The organism is Pseudomonas sp. EA_35y_Pfl2_R111 (genome assembly GCF_963970955.1).
Taxonomy (GTDB): domain Bacteria; phylum Pseudomonadota; class Gammaproteobacteria; order Pseudomonadales; family Pseudomonadaceae; genus Aquipseudomonas.
Genome location: NZ_CAXAOM010000002.1, coordinates 801,543 through 820,524 on the forward strand (window position 1 = coordinate 801,543; position 18,982 = coordinate 820,524).

Genomic DNA, 18,982 nt, shown 5'->3' on the forward strand with positions numbered 1-18,982 from the left:
GTCAGTAAAATGGAACACCGTCCGTCTCGAGGAGTCCACATCCAGACCATCGACTGTTCTGGAGACGATCATGCGCACCCTGCTATTGCTTGGCTGCCTATACCTGAGCCTTGGCCTAAGCCATGCAGAACCCGCCACGCAAGAACCCGCAGCAGACACTGGCAAAAAGATGGCGCAACTGATCATCGGTCGTGATGAGAAGGTGCCTGAAACCTGCGATGTGGAGCTGCAGCTGGAAGAAAAAACCGTGGCGCAACTACAGGCCAGTGACTCGATAAACCTGGATTTACCTGCTGGTACTCACTACCTCAGAGCCAAGTTGTCGGCTGCGGGTAACTGCACAGCCGAGGGCCTGGCCAGTGGACAGTCGATTCTCCTTGAACCCGGTGAAACTCGGCAGTACCAAGTGATGTTCGACAACGATGCGTTGTTCCTGGCGCCACAGCTAGAGGAATAACTTTGCCTCAAAGCTCCATGGGAAACACCGGCTGCAGCGCGGCACCGTAGCCGTCGACAAACTCTGGCGGCATGCGCTTTGGTTTGCCACTGGATAGCTCGATGCAGACAAAGGTGGTTTTCGCCCGTAACAGGGTGACGCCATCTTCCGGGCGAACAAGTTGAAAACGTCGATCCATCTTCAAACGCTGATCAGATTCGACAATCCAGGTAGCCATTTGCAGCTGCTGGTCTTCATAGGCGCTAGCCAAGTAATCGATTTCATGACGCAGCACAGCCATGGCACGGTCAAGGCGACGATACTCGGTCAGATCCAGGCCCAGAAACTGCGAATGTCGCCAGGCACAACGTTCCAGCCAGCTGACATACACCGCGTTATTGGCATGGCCGAGGCCGTCGATATCGTCCGCTGTTACCTGGATATTGATGACAAAGGGGTTGCTTAGATCCCAGCTCATGCCGACTGCTCCAGGCTGCCAGCCAGAGCCCGTGCCTCGGCCGCCAACTGGCTGATCTGATCCCAAGCACGAGCGCGCACCAAGTTGCTTGGCGCGATCCACGTGCCGCCGACGCAGGCCACGTTCGGCAGGCGCAGAAAACTCAACAGGTTATCCGGCGTCACGCCACCGGTTGGGCAAAAGCGTATGCCGGTGAACGGCCCCTTGAAGCTCTTGAGCATCTTGATACTGGTGGCCCCATCGGCCGGGAATAGCTTCAGCGAGCGATAACCGTACTCCAGCGCCAGTAGCACTTCTGACGGAGTCATTACCCCTGGCAGATATGGCAGGCCAGAATCCTCCGCGGCCGAGGCGAGGCGCTCGGTGCAACCGGGGCTGACGGCGAACTGCGCACCGGCGTCGCGAGCTTCAATAAACTGCTCGGCATGAATCAGGGTACCGGCGCCCACCAGCAGGTCCGGCAGCTCCTTACGCATGGCTGCAAGCGCATCCAGGGCACCAGGGGTGCGCAGGGTCACTTCCAGCACACGAATGCCGCCAGCGTGCAGCGCACGGGCCAGGTCCACCGCCAGGCTGATATCGTCGATCACCAACACCGGCAATACCGGGCGGGCCTGTTGCAGCACCACATCCATCGTCAGGCTCATGCCTTGCTCCCCGCTCTCAAGATTCAATCTTCGCTTTCAGTCTTAAAACAGGCTGCTGGCGCCCTGCTCAGCCGAACCGACCAGACGGCGCTGCGCCGCAAACATTTCCAGACCATATCCCAATTCCAGCTCAGAACCGGCAGACGCCAGCGGACGTGCGGCCAGTTGCTGTTCGCTCAGCTCCACCTGCAGCAGCCCCTGCTGCGCATCCAGCACCAGCCAGTCGCCGTCCTGCAAGCGCGCCAGAGCGCCGCCAGCGGCTGCCTCCGGGGTCAAGTGCAAGGCGGTAGAAACCTGCCCGGAAGCGCCGGACATGCGCCCATCAGTAATCAATGCGACACGCTGGCCGGTTTGCTGCAGATTTGCCAGCAGCGGCATCAGCTTGTGCAGCTCGGGCATGCCATTGGCTTGTGGGCCTTGGAAGCGCACCACCAGTACCAAGTCACCTTGCAGCTCACCCGCGCTGTAGGCCATCTGCACGGCCTCTTCCGAGTCGAAGATCCGGGCCTGGGCGCGGATCTGCCAGAACGCCGGATCAACCGCCGAGGTTTTCAGGATGGCGCGGCCGAGGTTACCCGCCAGCAGCACCAGGCCACCCTCCTCAGCAAATGGCTCGGCGGCTGGCCGAACAATATCCGGCGCCGGGCTCTGCGCCGGCAGATCGCGCCAGGCCACGTGCTCGCCATCCAGCCAGGGCTCGCGGGTGTAGGCGCGTAAACCATGCCCGGCCGCAGTGGCGACATCGTCATGCAGCAGGCCGGTGCCGAGCAGCTCACGCAGCAGCCAGGCCGGGCCGCCAGCAGCCTGAAACTGATTCACATCCGCCGCGCCATTGGGATAAACATGCGCCAGCAGCGGCACTACCTTGGACAGCGCGGCGAAATCATCCCAGTTCAATTCATAACCAGCAGCCCGGGCAATGGCCGGCAGGTGCAGGGTGTGGTTGGTCGAACCGCCACTGGCGAGCAAGGCCACCACCGCATTGATCAGCGCCCGGGCATCAATCTGCTGGCCAACCGGCAAATAGCGCTCACCCTGACGGCTGTTGTGCGCCACCAGGCGTGCGGCTTCATCGGTCATGGCATCGCGCAGCGGCGTGTAGGGGTGGATAAAGGCACTGCCTGGCACGTGCAGACCCATGGCTTCCATCAGCAGCTGATTGGTATTGGCGGTGCCGTAGAAGGTGCAGGTGCCGGCTTGGTGGTAGGCAGCCAACTCGGCGGCCAACAACTCATCACGGCTGGCTTCGCCACGGGCGTAACGCTGGCGGATTGCGGCTTTCTCCTTGTTCGGCAGCCCCGACTGCATGGGCCCCGCCGGTACAAACACCGCCGGCAGATGGCCGAAATGCAGTGCGCCAATGAGCAATCCGGGAACGATTTTGTCGCACACGCCGAGGTACAACGCACCGTCAAAGATGCCGTGGGTCAGGCCGATGGCAGCGGCCTGGGCAATCAGGTCACGGGAAAACAGCGACAGCTGCATGCCGCCCTCGCCCTGGGTAATACCATCACACATGGCCGGCACCCCGGCGGCGAACTGCGAGGTAGCGCCCGCCCTGGCCAGCGCCAGTTTCAGGCGCTCGGGGTATTCCCGGAGCGGCGCATGGGCCGAGAGCAGATCGTTGTAGCTGGAAATGATTGCCACATGCGGCGAGCCGCCCTGCTTCATGATCAGCCGCGCTTCATCAGGCTGTGCGGCCAGTGCATGGGCTAGGTTGGAGCAGCTCAGAGCCTTGCCGGTGGTGCGCGCAGCCGCCAGTGCCAGGCGCTGCAAATAGCGCTCGCGGCGCTTGGCGGAGCGCTTTTCCAGTGCGGCGGTAACCTGCTCAACAACCGGATGCAACATAACGGTTCCCTCTATCGGCGAGGTACAAGGCCTGCAGTGTAACGGCTTAGCACCTGTTTTTACCGCTGAGCGCCACTATGCGGTGGACCTTAACATCGGCTCAGGGTGCCCATTCACAATCTACCGGCGTATCGCGATCCAGCGCTTGCAGTCAGACATCGCGCGAGGCATGGCAATGCAGCAAATTTTGGCTCATAAGCAACCCCAGCTAAGCTATCGGTCTGTCATAAGGCCGCGCAATAATGCACCTTTGCCGTATCCGCCAACGTCCATGCTAGGGAATGCCTCTTTTGATCGTGTTGCTGCGCGTACTTCTACTGCTGTTACTGCCGGCATTAGGGCAAGCCGCAAGCCTGCCTTTGCTGGCCAGTGACACGCAGCTGCTACCGGGCCCGGCCATGCATGTCTGGGCAGACCCCGACGGCTTGGCTGACATCCACAGCGTTCGCCAACTACCTGAGTCAGCCTGGCAACCAGTGGCCCGTCGCGATGCCAGTTTCGGCTACAGCACTCACGCCTACTGGCTGCGCTTTGCCCTGCACAACCCGGCGGATGAGGCGATCAACTGGGTATTGCTGATCGGCAACCCACTGCTCGACGCCCTGGATGCCTACGGCCTGGACGGCGAACGGGTGTATCGCGCCGGCGATCAACGCCCCTTCGATGAACGCTGGGTCAATCACCGCCAACTGGTGCTGCCATTCAACCTGGCAGCCGGGGAAGAACGTGAGCTGATCCTGCGCATGCAGACCGATGGCTCGGCCAACCTCAGTGCCAGCCTGATGAGTGCCCAGGCGTTCAACCAGCACGAACAGCTTATGCTGCTGTTACAGGGCCTGTTCTTCGGCGCCCTGCTGGTGATGATGATCTACAACCTGTCGATCTTTATCATCACCCGCGACCGCAACTACTTGTGGTACAGCCTGTTTGTTGCCAGCTTCAGCCTTTACCAGTTCATCCAGCTGGGTTTTGCTCTGCAATGGTTCTGGCCCGAGTCACTGACCTGGCATCAGATGAGCTTTCCGTTCAGCTCGGCGCTCGCGACCCTGTTCGGCGTGCTGTTTACCTATGGTGTACTCGACCTGAGAACTCGGCACCCGGCCTACCGCTGGATCAGCCAAGGCCTGATTGGTTGCAGCCTGCTGGTGATGGTTATGGCGCTGACGGCGCCCTACCTTGTGGCGTTGATTGGCAGTTTTGCTCTGCTGCTGGCCTGCGCGATTACCGGTTGTATCTTCATCGTACTGCGCTGGCGCGACGGCTACCCGCCAGCCAAGCTGTTCGCCCTCGGCTGGTCAACCCTGGTCATCGCCAGCCTATTCAGTGTACTCAGCGGCACCGGCTTGCTCGCTTACTCCCTACTGACCCTGCATGCCCAGCAGGTCGGCAGCCTGCTTGAGCTGGTGATCTTCTCGATAGCCCTTGGCTCACGTATTCGGCTGGCGCAAAGCGCACAACAGCAAGCCCAGGCCCAGCTGTTTGCCAACGAACATCAATTGCGCCTGGAGCAGGCCAAGAGCCTGAATCTGCAGCAGCAAATCAACGAAGGCTTGGAAGCCCGCGTGGAAGAGCGCACCGCTTCCCTGCAAAAAGCCCTGCAGAAGCTTTCCACCGCCAACCGCCAGTTGGCCGAGCTCAGCCGTCGCGACAGCCTGACCGGGCTGTTCAATCGCCAGGTGCTTAACGAAGAATTGGAGCGCATGCTCGCTCAGGCCAAACGCAGCCAGCAGCCGATTGCCATGCTGATGATGGATCTGGACCACTTCAAGAAGGTAAACGACCAACACGGCCACCTGATTGGCGACGCCTGCCTGCAACACGCTGCTCTGCGCATGCAACAGCGCATGCGCAGTAACGATCTGCTGGTGCGCTTCGGCGGCGAAGAGTTTGCCGCCGTACTCTGCGACACCGACCAGTCTGGCGCGATGGACCTGGCAGAACAGCTGCGTGCAGACCTGGCCAGCCACCCTTGCATGCACCAGGGCCTGAGTATCGACCTAAGTCTGAGCATCGGCGTGTTCACGCTGATTCCCGATGCAGGCAGCGACCGCGAGCAGCTGCTACGCCACGCCGACCAAGCGCTGTATCAAGCCAAGGCCGCCGGGCGCAACACGGTTATCGGTTACGAGGCCAGCGCCTTGGACGATGCCTGACTTAGCGACTCCAGCAGCTCCAGCACCGCCTGTATCACGCGCGGATCAGCCAAGACGCGCTGATGCCCGCCGCTTTCCAAGCGCAGCAGGCGGCTGTCAAACCAGCTCTGATGAATCGATTCAGCCTCGCTGAACGGCACCATCGGATCGTCCTCTGCATGCACGATCAAACCGGGAAAATCCAGCTGGTAGTGCGCGCTATCAAGCTGTCCGGCTGGAATCCCGGCTTTCTCCTCGACCAGACGGACAAAGTGCGCGCGCGCCTGACGCGGCAAGCCCATATAGCGCGAGAAGCGCCGCAGCATGGTCAGAATTCGGCTGGGCGCGGCAATGCTGACCAGGGCCTCAGTACGCAAGCCCAATTGAGTGGCCAGCAAGGCACTGGCGCCGCCCATGGAATGACCAATCACCGCCTTCAGCGGCGGCAGTTCGCTGGCAGCCTCCAGCAAGGCGCGGGCAAACAGCACGACATTGGCTTCACGCCCAGGCGAACGCCCGTGAGCCGGCGCATCCAGCGCCACCACGCCATACCCGGCATTGACCAGAGCCTTGATCAGCTCGGCGAACTGCGTCGGCCGCCCTTCCCAACCATGCATCAACAGTACGGCCGGCCCACTGCCCCAGCGCAGCGCTGACAGACCGAAGCGCAGGGTGATGCGCTCGGCCTGCGCCAGCAGCGGCAACTCCCAGTCCCGCGGTGGCGAGGTGTGCGGCGTCATAAATTCCCGGCGCAACTTGCTGGCCAGGGCATGCGGCGCCAGCAGACCAATCGATGCGTTGAAACCACGAACCCAGCTCATGCTATTCATTGCCATATCCTCAGACGATTGCCGATTTAGCGGCACGCAAGACTCGATCAGACAACTCACCGGGGCCCAGCGCGCGTGCCAGCGCCAGCCCTCCGACCATCAAGGCGATATCGGCCAGCGCCTGACCAGCCTCTTCAGGACTGCCTGCCAGCTGCGCCGTCATCAGCTCGATATGCTCCGCCAGAACCGCACGAAAATCGTCCGGCATGCGTGCCAGCTCGCCTACCGAGCTGGGCAACGGGCAGCCCTGCTCGCTGGCGTCACGGTGCTTGCGTGACAGATAGAAAGCCGCCGACAACACCCGTCGTTCATGGCCAGACAGCGCCGGATCAAGCAGTGCTAGCCGCTCCCGGCGTTGGCAGAGCATCTGCTGGAACACCTCCAGCATCAGTGCATCCTTGCTCTCGAAATGCGCATAGAAGCCGCCTACCGTCAGGCCCGCAGCGCCCATCACCTCGCCCACACCGGGCTCAACCGGACCACGCTGCAACAACGCCACACTGGCAGCGGCCATGATGCGTTCGCGGGTTTGCGCCTTCTTCTCGCTCATATGCGCCTCCTTAATATTACGACCACAATATTATAGGCGTAATACAATTAAGCAACCCTAAGCGGCAACCGCTGATCGGCTGGAGAAATAATCTTTAGGAGGTAGAAAAATTGCCTGGAGCAATTTTTAACGTCGCGTAGCGACGGCCCGGAGGGCGGCCGCCAGGGATGGCAGGCCATAAAAACAAAAGGGTCATTCAAGAATGAATGACCCTTCAAAATCCCGCAGAGCGGGCAAAAATGGCGTCCCCTAGGGGACTCGAACCCCTGTTACCGCCGTGAAAGGGCGGTGTCCTAGGCCACTAGACGAAGGGGACGAAACCTTCGAAGAACAAGGCCAGCTTTACGCTGGCCCCGTGGCAGTTGTATCTACTGCAAAATTGGTGGAGATAAACGGGATCGAACCGTTGACCTCTTGCATGCCATGCAAGCGCTCTCCCAGCTGAGCTATACCCCCAGATTTATCGCCTCTCGGCTCACAGTCCAAAATGGCACTGCTTTTTGAAACTGGCGTCCCCTAGGGGACTCGAACCCCTGTTACCGCCGTGAAAGGGCGGTGTCCTAGGCCACTAGACGAAGGGGACGTAACCCTTCTAAAACCAACCAGCTGCAAGAGCTGGTTGTGGCAAGCCTTGCGGCTTTGAAGATGGTGGAGCTAAACGGGATCGAACCGTTGACCTCTTGCATGCCATGCAAGCGCTCTCCCAGCTGAGCTATAGCCCCATCTCAAGGACGGGGCGCATGTTAAGAGCACGCCCCACACCTGTCAACAAAATTTTTACCTGCGTCAGCATTCTTTATGCTGACAGAACAACCACTTACCCCATCTCGGCACGCCAAAACGACGGCCGGACGGGGCATTCAGCTGCTTAGAACCCGCTTCGGAACTCGCGAGCTAGAGTGAGACAAGGCAAAAATGGCCGAGGAAGCGGAGTTTACGGGCTGTAAATGAGCATTCCGAGGCCATTTTTAACGCAGTATCGCCGACGCGCAGCAGATCCGAAGTAGGTTCTTAGGCGATGGTCGCCAACAGCTTCTCCCACTCTTTGTTTTCCTTCTTCGATACGCCACCGAGCAGCTCGATGGCCTGACGCAGACGGAAACGAGTGAGGTCCGGGCCGATAATTTCCATGGCATCGAGCACCGACACCGAACTGGCATGCCCGGTGATAGCGGCAAACATCAGCGGCATGGCATCGCGCAGTTTCAGCTCCAGATGCTCGACCACCGCCTGAATGCAGCCGGTGATCTTGTCTTTTTCCCACTGACGCAGCGCTTCAAGCTTCCACAGGATTAACTGCATCAGCTGACGCACCTGCTCAGCCGAGAGCTTCTTGTGCTCGAACAACGCGGCATCCGGAGCCACGCCACCGGCGAAGAAGAAACTGGCCAATGGCGCGATCTGGCTAAAGGTTTCCACCCGGCCCTGTACGTGCGGGGCGATCTGCATCAGGTAGTTGCTGTTGAACGCCCACTTCTGCGCGCCAGCGGCGAATTCTTCGACGCTCAGCTCGCGCATCCACTGGCCGTTGAGCCAGGACAGTTTCTCCAAGTCGAAGATCGGCCCACCAAGGGAGACGCGGTTGATATCGAAGTGCTCGACCATCTCGTCGAGGCTGAACTTCTCACGCTCATCAGGCATCGACCAGCCCATGCGACCGAGGTAGTTGAGCATCGCCTGGGGCAAGAAGCCCATACGCTCGTAGAAGGTGATTGAAGTCGGGTTCTTGCGCTTGGACAGCTTGCTCTTGTCCGGGTTACGCAGCAGCGGCATATAGCACAGCTGCGGCTTGTCCCAGCCGAAGTACTCGTAGAGCAGAATCAGTTTGGGCGCCGACGGCAGCCACTCTTCGCCGCGCAGCACGTGGGTGATGCCCATCAGGTGGTCATCGACCACGTTAGCCAGGAAGTAGGTCGGTAGGCCATCGGTCTTCATCAGCACCTGCATGTCCATGCGATCCCATGGGATCTCCACTTCGCCACGCAGCATGTCCGGCACCACGCACACACCTTCGGCCGGCACTTTCATGCGCACTACGTTCGGCTCGCCAGCGGCCAGGCGCTGTTGCACCTCTTGAGCAGACAGATGCATGCAATGGCCGTCGTAACGCGGCGTCTGCTTGGCTTCCATCTGCTCGGCGCGCAGTTTGTCCAGGCGCTCGGCGCTGCAGAAGCAGTGGAAGGCATGGCCCTTCTCCACCAACTCGGCGCTGTATTTCTGGTAGATATGCCCACGCTCGCTCTGCCGATACGGGCCATGCGGGCCGCCGACGTCCGGGCCTTCGCTCCACTCGATACCCAGCCAGCGCAGGGCGTCGTAGATTTGCTGTTCCGACTCGCGGGTCGAGCGCACTTGATCGGTATCTTCGATACGCAGGATAAATTCGCCACCGTGCTGACGGGCAAAGCACAGGTTGAACAGGGCGATATAGGCGGTGCCTACGTGCGGATCACCGGTGGGCGACGGCGCGATACGGGTACGAACGGTGGTCATGGCGGCTCTCAGAGAATGTGCAACGGGCAATCTTTCAAGCCCGCGATATTAACAGGCTGCCCGCTGCCGGCTCCAGCCAGCGCGGCTATTTCAGCGAAAGCGGGCGCACACGGCATCTTGTAGTGCGCAGCAGTCTGGACAACACCACCAGCAGGCTTAGACTGACGCCCCTCTACTGCGGGCCTTGCCGCTTACGCCAGGCGCCCACCCTGCTCTTGTCACTCAGATCGCCATGCCTACCCCATCACGCACCCGCAGCCTGCTGCTGATCGTCGCCTTTGCCACTATCTATATCGGCTGGGGCACTACCTACCTGGCCAACCACTTTCTCCTGCTGGAATTGCCGCCGTTCGTCATCGGCAGCCTGCGCTTTTCGATAGCCGGCCTGCTCGCCTTGGCCTGGGTGGTGCTCAGCGGCCAACTGCGTATACAGCGCAGCGACTGGGGCGCGGTGCTGATCGGCAGCCTGGCGCTGATTGCAGTCGGCCAGGGCGCACTGATCTATGCCAACCAGTATTTGCCGACCGGCATGCTGGCGATGCTCTACACCACACTGCCATTGTGGAGCGTGGCGCTGGAGTGGCTGCTCGGCGAGCAACCGCCGCTGTGGGTGATGTGTGGCCTGGCGCTGGCCTGCAGTGGGATCGTGCTGCTGATGAATAACGGCCTGGATCACAGCGCTTCCATTGAGCAGTGGTTCGCCGGCCTACTGGTGGTGTTTGCCACCCTGCTCTGGGCGGGCGGTGCCTGGCTGATGCGTCAACGCCCGCCGTTTCGCTCCAGCTGGCTGGGGTTGAGTCTGCAGATGCTGATCGGCGCGCTACTGCTGGCACTGTTCGGCCTGTGGCACGGCGATTGGCAAGCGCTGAACTTGCGCGCGATCAGCGGCGATGCCTGGCTGTGGCTGGCGTACCTGGTGCTGCCGGTCAGCCTCGGCGTGTACCCGGCGTATTTCTGGCTGCTGCGCGAAGTGCGGCCGAGCCTGGTGTCGACCTTTGCCTTCGTTAACCCGGTGGTGGCGTTGCTGCTGGGCTACCTGCTGCTGGATGAGCGCCTGAGCCTGATGGCGATGGTGGCGTGCGGCATCACCCTGGGCGGCGTGGTGCTGATTATCTTCGGCCGTCGCTGAACAGTATCTGTGGAAGGGGCTTTAGCCGCGAAACAGCAGTCTCCTTGTCGCGGCTAAAGCCCCTCCCACCCAACGCCCTCCCACATTCAGCCAATTACACCTGCAGCAGTCGATCACGCAGTTTCTGAATCTCGTCGCGCAGCTGTGCCGCGGCCTCGAATTCCAGATCGCGGGCCAGTGCGTACATCTTCTCTTCCAGTTGACGGATGCGCTTGCTGATCTCGCTCGGTGAACGCAGCTCGTTCTCGTAACGCGCGCTTTCTTCGGCGGCCTGGGCCATGCCCTTGCGCTTCTTGCTGCGCGAGCCGGGCACGGTGGCGCCTTCGAGGATGTCCTGCACGTCCTTGAATACACCCTTGGGGATAATGCCGTTGGCTTCATTGAAGGCGATCTGCTTGTTACGCCGGCGCTCGGTTTCACCAATGGCACGCTCCATTGAGCCGGTCATACGGTCGGCATAGAGAATCGCCCGGCCGTTGAGGTTACGCGCGGCGCGGCCGATGGTCTGGATCAGCGAGCGCTCGCTGCGCAGAAAGCCTTCCTTGTCGGCATCGAGAATCGCCACCAGCGACACTTCCGGCATATCCAGGCCTTCGCGCAGCAGGTTAATACCCACTAGCACGTCAAAGGCGCCGATACGCAGGTCACGGATAATCTCGACCCGTTCCACCGTGTCGATGTCCGAGTGCAGGTAGCGCACCTTGACCCCGTGATCAGCCAGGTAATCGGTCAGGTCCTCGGCCATGCGCTTGGTCAGGGTGGTGACCAGCACGCGCTCCTCGATGGCCACGCGCTTGTGGATTTCCGACAGCAGATCATCGACCTGAGTCAGCGCCGGGCGCACCTCGATCTGCGGGTCGACCAGACCGGTCGGCCGCACCACCTGCTCGATCACCCGTCCGGCATGCTCGGCCTCGTAGTTACCCGGCGTGGCAGACACGAAGATGGTCTGCGGGCTTGCCGCCTCCCATTCCTCGAAGCGCATCGGCCGGTTGTCCAGCGCGGAAGGCAGGCGGAAGCCATATTCGACCAGGGTTTCTTTGCGCGAGCGGTCGCCCTTGTACATCGCACCGACCTGCGGCACCGAGACGTGGGATTCGTCGATCACCAGCAGCGCCTCGTCCGGCAAATAGTCATACAGCGTCGGCGGCGGCTCGCCAGGGCCGCGCCCGGACAGGTAGCGCGAGTAGTTTTCGATACCGTTGCAGTAGCCCAGTTCGACAATCATCTCCAGATCGAAACGGGTGCGCTGCTCCAGACGCTGCGCCTCCACCAGCTTGTTGTTGCTGCGCAGGTACTCCAGACGCTCAACAAGTTCGACCTTGATCTTCTCCACCGCCTCCAGCAGCACGTCGCGCGGCGTCACATAGTGACTCTTGGGATAGAAGGTAAAGCGCGGCAGCTTACGGATCACCTCGCCGGTCAGCGGATCGAAGGCCGAGATGCTTTCCACCTCATCATCGAACAGCTCGATGCGAATGGCCTCCAGGTCCGATTCTGCCGGAAATATATCGATCACATCGCCGCGCACGCGGAAGGTCGCGCGGGCGAAATCCATGTCGTTGCGTGTGTATTGCAAGTCGGCCAGGCGGCGCAGCAAGGCGCGCTGGTCCATTTTGTCGCCGCGATCGACGTGCAGCACCATCTTCAAGTACGACTCGGGGCTGCCCAGACCGTAGATGCACGACACGGTGGTAACGATGATCGCGTCCGGCCGCTCCAGCAGCGCCTTGGTCGCCGACAGGCGCATCTGCTCGATATGGTCGTTGATCGAGGCGTCCTTCTCGATAAAGGTATCGGAGGACGGCACATAGGCTTCCGGCTGGTAGTAGTCGTAGTAGGAAACGAAATACTCCACCGCATTGTTCGGAAAAAAGCTCTTAAACTCGCCATAGAGCTGCGCGGCCAGGGTCTTGTTCGGCGCCAGCACCAGGGTCGGACGCTGGAGCTGGGCGATCACGTTGGCGATGGAAAAGGTCTTGCCCGAGCCCGTTACGCCGAGCAATGTCTGGTGCGAAAGGCCCGCTTCCAGGCCTTCGACCATCTGCCGAATGGCCTCGGGCTGATCGCCGGCGGGCTGAAAACGGGTGACCAATTGAAACTCGGACATGACGGACCTCGACAAGCGGATGTGACGCGACCTGAAAGCCTACGTCAAAACCGGTGAAAAGCGTGTGCCTGCTGTCGCAGCACAGGTTATGCGTCGGTATACTACCGGTCGACTTACGCAACCCCTAGCCGGGCGTTGCCTGATACCCAACCTCTCCTCTTCAGAGCTGCCGCATCCATGAGTCTGTTCTCTGCCGTCGAAATGGCTCCGCGCGACCCCATCCTGGGCCTCAATGAAGCATTTAACGCCGATACCCGCACGACCAAGGTCAACCTGGGCGTGGGCGTTTACTACAACGAGGAAGGCCGCATCCCCCTGCTGCGCGCCGTAGCCGAAGCCGAGAAAGCCCGCATTGAAGCCCACGCCCCGCGTGGCTACCTGCCGATTGAAGGCATTGCTGCCTACGACAGCGCCGTACAGAAATTGCTCCTGGGTAGCGACTCCGAACTGATTGCCGCTGGTCGGGTGATCACCACCCAGGCCGTTGGCGGCACTGGCGCACTGAAAACCGGCGCCGACTTCCTCAAGCGCCTGCTGCCTAATACCGTTGTGGCAATCAGCGATCCGAGCTGGGAAAACCACCGCGCGCTGTTCGAGTCTGCCGGCTTCGCGGTGCACAACTACCGTTATTACGACGCAGCCAGCCACGGCATCAACCGCGCCGGCATGCTCGAGGATCTGAAGAATCTGCCGGCCCGCTCGGTTGTCGTGCTGCACGCTTGCTGCCACAACCCGACCGGCGTCGACCTGTCGCTGGACGATTGGAAAGCCGTGCTGGAAGTGCTGCGCGAGCGTGAACATGTGCCGTTCCTCGACATCGCCTACCAGGGTTTTGGCGACGGTATTGAACAGGACGCCTTTGCCGTGCGCCTGTTTGCCGCCTCGGGCATTCCGTTCTTCGTTTCCAGCTCGTTCTCCAAATCCTTCTCGCTGTACGGCGAACGCGTCGGCGCACTGTCCATCGTCACCGGCAACCAAGACGAAGCCAACCGCGTGCTGTCGCAAGCCAAGCGCGTGATCCGCACCAACTACTCCAACCCGCCCACCCACGGTGCCACTGTGGTTGCCAGCGTGCTGAACAGCCCTGAGCTGCGCGCTCTGTGGGAAGAAGAGTTAGCCGGCATGCGCGAGCGCATTCGCGGCATGCGCATGGCCATGGTCGAGCAGCTTGCAAAACACGGCGCCAAGCGCGACTTCAGCTTCGTCGCCCAGCAGCGCGGCATGTTCTCCTACTCGGGCCTGACCGCCGAGCAGGTCGAGCGCCTGAAAACCGAGTTCGGCATCTACGCCGTCAGCACCGGCCGTATCTGCGTCGCCGCGCTGAACCAGCGCAACCTACCAGCTGTTACTCAAGCCATCGCGGCCGTTCTCTAAACGTTTGGGGAAGTCGATCAGGTATTGACTTCCCCTTTCTAATCAGTAGGATACGCGCCATCGTTCCGCGATAGCTCAGTCGGTAGAGCAAATGACTGTTAATCATTGGGTCCCAGGTTCGAGTCCTGGTCGCGGAGCCAGTAGTTCATCGGGGTATAGCGCAGTCCGGTAGCGCGCCTGCTTTGGGAGCAGGATGTCGGGAGTTCGAATCCCCCTACCCCGACCATTTTTGGTCGTTGGCTCAGTTGGTAGAGCAGTTGGTGTTTAACCGATTACTCAGGGGCTATAAAGCCACATGCGTAACCCTTTCAAGCCCGCTTGAAAGAAAAAACCCGCCTAGTGCGGGTTTTTTATTGTTTGCCATCCATGGCAACCACCCCTTCGGGCGCGTCGCTACGCTCCATCAAAAACAGCTCCAGGCGGCTTTTATTGGCACTGGCCAATGAATAGCCAGCGAGTTACCTCCTCGCATCAATCATAAAAAACTATCAAAGCCATTCAAGCGCAGCATTTCCTCAATCGAACTTGAACAACTAGGCTGCATCTCAATGAAGAATACTTCTCACTCGAGGTGCGCCATGCTCAAGACTCTGACTTTTACCCTGATGCACTTTTGTATCGCCTTCGGTGTCACTTATGCGTTGACCGGCAGCATCGCCGCTAGCGGCCTGGTAGCGGCCATCGAACCACTGTGCAACTCCGTGGGATTCTACTTCCATGAGAAGGTCTGGCAGCGCATCGAAGGGCGTTCGACAACCGCTACTGTGCTCCCTAAACATGCCTGGTTGCATCACCAGGCATAAAGACTGCTGCAGCGGCAAGGCACCTGAGCAGGCTGTAAAACAGTCAGCGGGGAGCGGAACCAATCCGCTACTATTCGCAGCTCAGCCACCATACGCGCCTGACTATGCCTGCTACTTCTCGCTTTCCTGCTCCGCCTTACCTCTTTGCCTGTCTGCTCGGTCTACTGGCGCTTTACGGCCTGTGGTATGGCCTTGGCCAACCGGTCGAATTGGCTGATGCCGCAACACCCACGCACAAGCTGCAATGCGCGTCCTACACCCCATTCGACAAGGATCAATCGCCCTTCGATCAACCCATGCAGCTGCGCCCCGAGCGCATGGAAGCAGATCTGGCCTTGCTCGCAGAACGATTCGAGTGCCTGCGCACCTATTCGGTGACCGGCCTGGAAGAGCTGCCGAATATGGCGCGTAAACATGGCCTGAAACTCATCGCTGGTGCCTGGGTCAGCCGTAACCCGGCCGATACAGCGGCTGAGATCGCCGGCCTGGTAAAAATCGCCAACGCTCACCCGGATGTAGTGCAGGCGGTGATAGTCGGCAACGAGGCGCTGCTGCGCAAAGAAGTCACTCCGCAACAACTGGTGGCGCTGATCAAGCAGGTTAAAACCCAGATCAAGCAGCCGGTCACCTATGCGGATGTCTGGGAGTTCTGGCTTAAACACCCGGAAGTTGCCCCCGCAGTGGACTTCATCACTATTCACCTGCTGCCCTACTGGGAAGACAACCCAGCGGGGATCGAAAGTGCTCTGCATGAAGTCGCTGAAGTACGCCAGACCTTTGGCAATGCCTATGCGCCCAAAGACATCATGATCGGCGAAACCGGCTGGCCAAGCGAAGGGCGCCAGCGTGAAACCGCAGTGCCAAGCCTGGTCAACCAAGCCAAGTTTATCCGTGGTTTTGTCGCCATGGCCGAGCAGAACGGCTGGCGCTACAACCTGATCGAGGCATTTGACCAGCCGTGGAAACGCATTAGCGAAGGTGCCGTTGGCGGTTATTGGGGCCTGTATGACGCCGACCGCGAGGACAAATCTATCCTCGCCGGTTCCGTATCCAACCTGCCGCACTGGCCGGCCTGGCTGACCTCAAGTCTGATCATTGCGACAGCGACGCTGCTGCTGGCCGGTCAACCGCGTTCGCCACGTGCCGCATTGTTATTGCCGTTGCTGGCGGCGCTTGGGGCCGGCTGTATCAGTTTGTTTGCCGAATTGACGCTGGTTACCAGCCGTTACCTCGGCGAGTGGCTCTGGGCAGCCGCACTGATTGCGCTGAACCTTCTGGTACTGGCCCACGCCGCGCTGCTGCTCAGTAAGCAGACTGGCTGGCGCGCACAGCTATCCAACTGGCTGCACAGCAAGGGCGCGCTGTGGCTGACACTAAGCGGTTTTGCCGGAGCGGTGATGATGCTCGCGCTGGTGGTGGATGCGCGCTACCGCAGCTTCCCTAGCGCAGCACTGCTGCTCCCCGCGCTGGTCTATCTGTGTCGCCCGGTGGGTGGCTACCGCCGTGAAGTCGCCCTGCTCGCGCTGCTGATCGGCGCATGTATTGCGCCGCAGCTGTACCAGGAAACCCTAAGCAATTGGCAAGCTCTAGGCTGGGCGCTGACCTGCGTGCTATTGGTCGCGGCGCTATGGCGCAGCCTGCGGGTTAAAACGCAAACCGCCTGATCAGGCGGCCTGCGGCGCGCGCACCCAACGCAGCAGCGCCAGCACCACGGCAAATACCGCGAGGCTGGCGCTGTACAACACCAGCGCCGGCAGGCCGAGCAGCAATGCCGGCACCGCCAGGCGCTTGCCCCAAGCACCCGGCAGCACAAACGCCAGCACAGCAATAATCAGCGCAGCCCAAGCCAAGACCCGGAAATGGATCAACCAGCCCAGGCTTGCACGTACCTGGCAGGCCAACTGTTGCGGATCCTCAACGCACAGGCCGACCCACTGCGCGCCCTCCATTAGCTGATAGCGCAGCGCAAAGCTCAAGGCCAGACACAGGACCGCAGCGATCAGCAGAGCAGTCAGAGGCAGATAACGGGACATGAGGCAACTCAAGCAGATAAAGGGGCTGCCTAGGATAAGCCGCCGCGCCACGGATAACACCCCGAGATCGCCGCTTGCAGTCTCTGCGGCTAGAATCCAGCCATGCTGATACGTCGCCTGATACTGATCACCGCCAGCCTGCTCGGCCTCTGGATGCTGTGGGTCATGCTATTGCCTACACCCAGCGGCCATTCGCCCACGACACCACTGTCCGGCAGTAGCTGGCGCGTGGCGGAGCACACGGTCAGCACGCTGGAGAGTTTCCAGTTGGAGGCGCGCATTCTGGGCCGTGAAGACTACTACTTCGACCGTGGTGCCAAGCTTTCGCCGACTGATCTGGCGCTTGGCTGGGGGCCAATGGCCGACCCTGAGGTGCTGCGCCATATCAGTATTAGTCAGCGCAACCGCTGGTACTTCTGGCGGTCAGAACAACTGCCAATCGAGCGCCGGCAGATTGAGATCAACAGCGCCAATATGCACCTGATACCGGCCAACCCAGAAGTGGCCAACACGCTGACCCAACTCAAAGCGGGCCAGCAGATTCGCCTAAGCGGACAACTGGTTCGCATCGATGGCGATGATGGCTATCGCTGGGTCAGCTCACTCAGCCGAGAGGACACAGGCGACGGTGCCTGCGAGCTGATCTGGGTTGAGCAACTTGCTGTAGTGCCCTGACAAGCGAATGTCTAAATGGCACTTACGCTTGAAAAACTGCCAATTTATAACTAAACGGCACGTAACCTGACTTATGTGGTCAAATCGAACCATTCCTGACCAACTGCATCAGCCCTAGCTCTCAAGAGATTTAGCCATGTCGCATGTCCCTCGTCTGCTTGCCCTTCTCAGTTGCTTGGCCCTGATGGCCCCCGTCAGCGCTGCCGATATCGATGCCAGCAGTTATGGCTATCCCATTAGTAACCCCTTCGAAGCCACCCTGGCGACCACCCCGCCGGAGTTGCGCCCGGAGCTTCCGGTCGACGCCGACATCAGCCAGGACGACTACCAGATCAAACTGCGTCCGGAGCGCGAGTTCGAGCTGCCGGACAACTTCTGGCCGGTCACCCAGATGCGCTACCGCATGGCCAAGCAGTCCGGCGAAGCGCCGCTGATCTTTATCATCGCCGGCACTGGCGCGCATTACGCCAGCAGCACCCCGGAATACCTGAAGAGATTGTTCTACGGCGCCGGCTATCACGTGGTGCAACTGTCGTCGCCGACCAGCTATGACTTCATGACTTCGGCCTCGCGCTTTGCCACACCCGGCATCACCCGCGAAGACGCCGACGACCTGTACCGCGCCATGCAAGCCGTGCGTGCACAGCATCCGCGCCTGAAAGTCAGCGAATACCACCTCACCGGCTACAGCCTCGGCGCGCTGCAGGCCGCCTTTGTCAGCGAGCTGGATGAAACCCGACGCAGCTTCAACTTCAAGCGCGTGTTGCTGCTCAACCCGCCGGTAAACCTCTACACCTCGATCACCAACCTCGACCGCATGGTGCAAACCAAAGTCGAAGGTATCGACAACAGCACCACCTTCTATGAACTGGTGTTGGGCAAGCTGACACGTTACTTCCAGGAAAAGGGTTACGTCGATATCAACGATGCCCTGCTCTATGACTTTCAGAACTCGGGGGAGCAGCTCAGCGACGAACAGATGGCCATGCTGATTGGCGCGGCGTTTCGCTTCTCCTCTGCCGATATCGCTTTTACCTCAGACCTGATCAACCGCCGCGGCTTGATCACCCCGATCGAATACCCGATCAGCGAAGGCACCAGCCTTACTCCATTTTTCCGCCGCGCCCTGCAGTGCGATTTCGACTGCTACCTGACCGAGCAATTGATTCCCATGTGGCGCGCGCGTACAGATGGCGGCAGCGTGGCGCAGTTGATCGACCAGGTCAGCCTGTATGGCGTAGCTGATTACCTGAAAAGCAGCAGCAAGATTGCCGTCATGCACAACGCCGATGATGTGATCCTCGGCCCTGGTGACCTGGGTTTTCTGCGCCGCACCCTGGGTGAACGCCTGACCCTTTATCCGCTGGGTGGCCATTGCGGCAACCTCAACTATCGCGTCAACAGCGACGCCATGCTGGAGTTCTTCCGTGGCTAAGCCCATTTC

General features: G+C 60.4%; 16 protein-coding genes and 6 tRNA genes. 10 read left to right on the top strand and 12 right to left on the bottom strand.

Going from position 1 to position 18,982, the window contains the following annotated elements; translation table 11 throughout:
- The first annotated feature begins 70 nt into the window (after window positions 1-70).
- Window positions 71-457: a hypothetical protein gene (locus AACY25_RS12315; RefSeq protein WP_339524830.1), complete on the top strand. Its 387-nt coding sequence runs from the start codon at window positions 71-73 to the stop codon at window positions 455-457.
- 7 nt (window positions 458-464) lie between these two features.
- Here the strand turns inward: AACY25_RS12315 and AACY25_RS12320 are convergent, their stop codons facing one another.
- The 3 genes from AACY25_RS12320 to edd are packed head-to-tail and all read right to left on the bottom strand — an operon-like array spanning window position 465 to window position 3,406.
- Window positions 465-914 carry an acyl-CoA thioesterase gene (locus AACY25_RS12320; protein ID WP_339524832.1) on the bottom strand — a complete coding sequence of 150 codons (450 nt, stop codon included), beginning with the start codon at window positions 912-914 and terminating at the stop codon, window positions 465-467.
- Window positions 911-1,561 (bottom strand): bifunctional 4-hydroxy-2-oxoglutarate aldolase/2-dehydro-3-deoxy-phosphogluconate aldolase, encoded by a 651-nt coding sequence (locus AACY25_RS12325; protein ID WP_339524833.1) that lies wholly within the window; start codon window positions 1,559-1,561, stop codon window positions 911-913. The genes AACY25_RS12320 and AACY25_RS12325 overlap by 4 nt, the downstream gene beginning before the upstream one ends.
- Window positions 1,562-1,603: 42 nt before the next feature.
- Window positions 1,604-3,406, bottom strand: a complete 1,803-nt coding sequence (gene edd, locus AACY25_RS12330) for a phosphogluconate dehydratase (protein WP_339525013.1) — start codon at window positions 3,404-3,406, stop codon at window positions 1,604-1,606.
- A gap of 284 nt (window positions 3,407-3,690) precedes the next feature.
- On the opposite strand from edd, the gene AACY25_RS12335 reads away from it, so the two are divergent.
- A complete protein-coding gene (locus AACY25_RS12335) occupies window positions 3,691-5,562 on the top strand; it encodes a sensor domain-containing diguanylate cyclase (RefSeq protein WP_339524834.1) in 1,872 nt (623 codons plus the stop codon).
- Here the strand turns inward: AACY25_RS12335 and AACY25_RS12340 are convergent.
- From AACY25_RS12340 to gltX, 7 genes are all read right to left on the bottom strand, one after another.
- Window positions 5,532-6,371, bottom strand: coding sequence for an alpha/beta fold hydrolase (locus tag AACY25_RS12340; RefSeq protein ID WP_339524837.1), 840 nt, complete (start codon window positions 6,369-6,371; stop codon window positions 5,532-5,534). The genes AACY25_RS12335 and AACY25_RS12340 overlap by 31 nt on opposite strands.
- Window positions 6,372-6,381: 10 nt before the next feature.
- Entirely contained in the window at window positions 6,382-6,921 is a 540-nt protein-coding gene (locus AACY25_RS12345; RefSeq protein WP_339524838.1) for a TetR/AcrR family transcriptional regulator, read from the bottom strand.
- Window positions 6,922-7,161: 240 nt separating this feature from the next.
- Window positions 7,162-7,237 (bottom strand) — tRNA-Glu (locus tag AACY25_RS12350).
- Between the two features lie 64 nt (window positions 7,238-7,301).
- A tRNA-Ala gene (locus AACY25_RS12355) sits at window positions 7,302-7,377 on the bottom strand.
- A 51-nt stretch (window positions 7,378-7,428) separates the two neighbouring features.
- A tRNA-Glu gene (locus tag AACY25_RS12360) sits at window positions 7,429-7,504 on the bottom strand.
- 63 nt (window positions 7,505-7,567) lie between these two features.
- A tRNA-Ala gene (locus AACY25_RS12365) sits at window positions 7,568-7,643 on the bottom strand.
- Window positions 7,644-7,932: 289 nt separating this feature from the next.
- Window positions 7,933-9,414: a glutamate--tRNA ligase gene (gltX, locus tag AACY25_RS12370; RefSeq protein WP_339524839.1), complete on the bottom strand. Its 1,482-nt coding sequence runs from the start codon at window positions 9,412-9,414 to the stop codon at window positions 7,933-7,935.
- Window positions 9,415-9,646: 232 nt separating this feature from the next.
- On the opposite strand from gltX, the gene AACY25_RS12375 reads away from it, so the two are divergent.
- Entirely contained in the window at window positions 9,647-10,543 is an 897-nt protein-coding gene (locus AACY25_RS12375) for an EamA family transporter (protein WP_339524841.1), read from the top strand.
- Between the two features lie 94 nt (window positions 10,544-10,637).
- Here the strand turns inward: AACY25_RS12375 and uvrB are convergent, their stop codons facing one another.
- Window positions 10,638-12,653, bottom strand: coding sequence for an excinuclease ABC subunit UvrB (gene uvrB / locus AACY25_RS12380; protein WP_339412060.1), 2,016 nt, complete (start codon window positions 12,651-12,653; stop codon window positions 10,638-10,640).
- A gap of 177 nt (window positions 12,654-12,830) precedes the next feature.
- Between uvrB and AACY25_RS12385 the strand changes: the two genes are divergently transcribed.
- The 5 genes from AACY25_RS12385 to AACY25_RS12405 all read left to right on the top strand — a co-directional run bounded on the left by AACY25_RS12385 (window position 12,831) and on the right by AACY25_RS12405 (window position 16,494).
- On the top strand, window positions 12,831-14,027 hold the full coding sequence (locus tag AACY25_RS12385) for an amino acid aminotransferase (RefSeq protein WP_339524842.1): 1,197 nt from the start codon (window positions 12,831-12,833) through the stop codon (window positions 14,025-14,027).
- 64 nt (window positions 14,028-14,091) lie between these two features.
- Window positions 14,092-14,167 (top strand) — tRNA-Asn (locus AACY25_RS12390).
- Window positions 14,168-14,176: 9 nt separating this feature from the next.
- Window positions 14,177-14,253: transfer RNA gene (locus AACY25_RS12395), tRNA-Pro, on the top strand.
- Window positions 14,254-14,605: 352 nt separating this feature from the next.
- On the top strand, window positions 14,606-14,830 hold the full coding sequence (locus tag AACY25_RS12400; protein ID WP_339524846.1) for a DUF2061 domain-containing protein: 225 nt from the start codon (window positions 14,606-14,608) through the stop codon (window positions 14,828-14,830).
- A 104-nt stretch (window positions 14,831-14,934) separates the two neighbouring features.
- A complete protein-coding gene (locus AACY25_RS12405; RefSeq protein ID WP_339524849.1) occupies window positions 14,935-16,494 on the top strand; it encodes a glycoside hydrolase family 17 protein in 1,560 nt (519 codons plus the stop codon).
- On the opposite strand, the gene AACY25_RS12410 is transcribed toward AACY25_RS12405, so the two are convergent.
- Complete coding sequence (locus AACY25_RS12410; protein ID WP_339524851.1) at window positions 16,495-16,863, bottom strand: hypothetical protein; 369 nt, start codon at window positions 16,861-16,863, stop codon at window positions 16,495-16,497.
- Between the two features lie 102 nt (window positions 16,864-16,965).
- Here AACY25_RS12410 and AACY25_RS12415 point away from each other — a divergent pair, with 102 nt between their 5' ends.
- Together AACY25_RS12415 and AACY25_RS12420 are read left to right on the top strand one after the other, a co-directional pair.
- Window positions 16,966-17,538 (top strand): hypothetical protein, encoded by a 573-nt coding sequence (locus AACY25_RS12415; RefSeq protein WP_339524853.1) that lies wholly within the window; start codon window positions 16,966-16,968, stop codon window positions 17,536-17,538.
- A gap of 136 nt (window positions 17,539-17,674) precedes the next feature.
- Complete coding sequence (locus AACY25_RS12420) at window positions 17,675-18,973, top strand: serine/threonine protein kinase (RefSeq protein ID WP_339412069.1); 1,299 nt, start codon at window positions 17,675-17,677, stop codon at window positions 18,971-18,973.
- Window positions 18,974-18,982 lie beyond the last annotated feature (9 nt).

Bases quoted from the DNA above. Each gene is read 5' to 3' on its own strand.
- AACY25_RS12315 (WP_339524830.1), top strand. From the start codon at position 71: ATGCGCACCCTGCTATTGCTTGGCTGCCTATACCTGAGCCTTGGCCTA.
- AACY25_RS12320 (WP_339524832.1), bottom strand. From the start codon at position 914: ATGAGCTGGGATCTAAGCAACCCCTTTGTCATCAATATCCAGGTAACA.
- AACY25_RS12325 (WP_339524833.1), bottom strand. From the start codon at position 1,561: ATGAGCCTGACGATGGATGTGGTGCTGCAACAGGCCCGCCCGGTATTG.
- AACY25_RS12335 (WP_339524834.1), top strand. From the start codon at position 3,691: ATGCCTCTTTTGATCGTGTTGCTGCGCGTACTTCTACTGCTGTTACTG.
- AACY25_RS12340 (WP_339524837.1), bottom strand. From the start codon at position 6,371: ATGAATAGCATGAGCTGGGTTCGTGGTTTCAACGCATCGATTGGTCTG.
- AACY25_RS12345 (WP_339524838.1), bottom strand. From the start codon at position 6,921: ATGAGCGAGAAGAAGGCGCAAACCCGCGAACGCATCATGGCCGCTGCC.
- gltX (WP_339524839.1), bottom strand. From the start codon at position 9,414: ATGACCACCGTTCGTACCCGTATCGCGCCGTCGCCCACCGGTGATCCG.
- AACY25_RS12375 (WP_339524841.1), top strand. From the start codon at position 9,647: ATGCCTACCCCATCACGCACCCGCAGCCTGCTGCTGATCGTCGCCTTT.
- uvrB (WP_339412060.1), bottom strand. From the start codon at position 12,653: ATGTCCGAGTTTCAATTGGTCACCCGTTTTCAGCCCGCCGGCGATCAG.
- AACY25_RS12385 (WP_339524842.1), top strand. From the start codon at position 12,831: ATGAGTCTGTTCTCTGCCGTCGAAATGGCTCCGCGCGACCCCATCCTG.
- AACY25_RS12400 (WP_339524846.1), top strand. From the start codon at position 14,606: ATGCTCAAGACTCTGACTTTTACCCTGATGCACTTTTGTATCGCCTTC.
- AACY25_RS12405 (WP_339524849.1), top strand. From the start codon at position 14,935: ATGCCTGCTACTTCTCGCTTTCCTGCTCCGCCTTACCTCTTTGCCTGT.
- AACY25_RS12410 (WP_339524851.1), bottom strand. From the start codon at position 16,863: ATGTCCCGTTATCTGCCTCTGACTGCTCTGCTGATCGCTGCGGTCCTG.
- AACY25_RS12415 (WP_339524853.1), top strand. From the start codon at position 16,966: ATGCTGATACGTCGCCTGATACTGATCACCGCCAGCCTGCTCGGCCTC.
- AACY25_RS12420 (WP_339412069.1), top strand. From the start codon at position 17,675: ATGTCGCATGTCCCTCGTCTGCTTGCCCTTCTCAGTTGCTTGGCCCTG.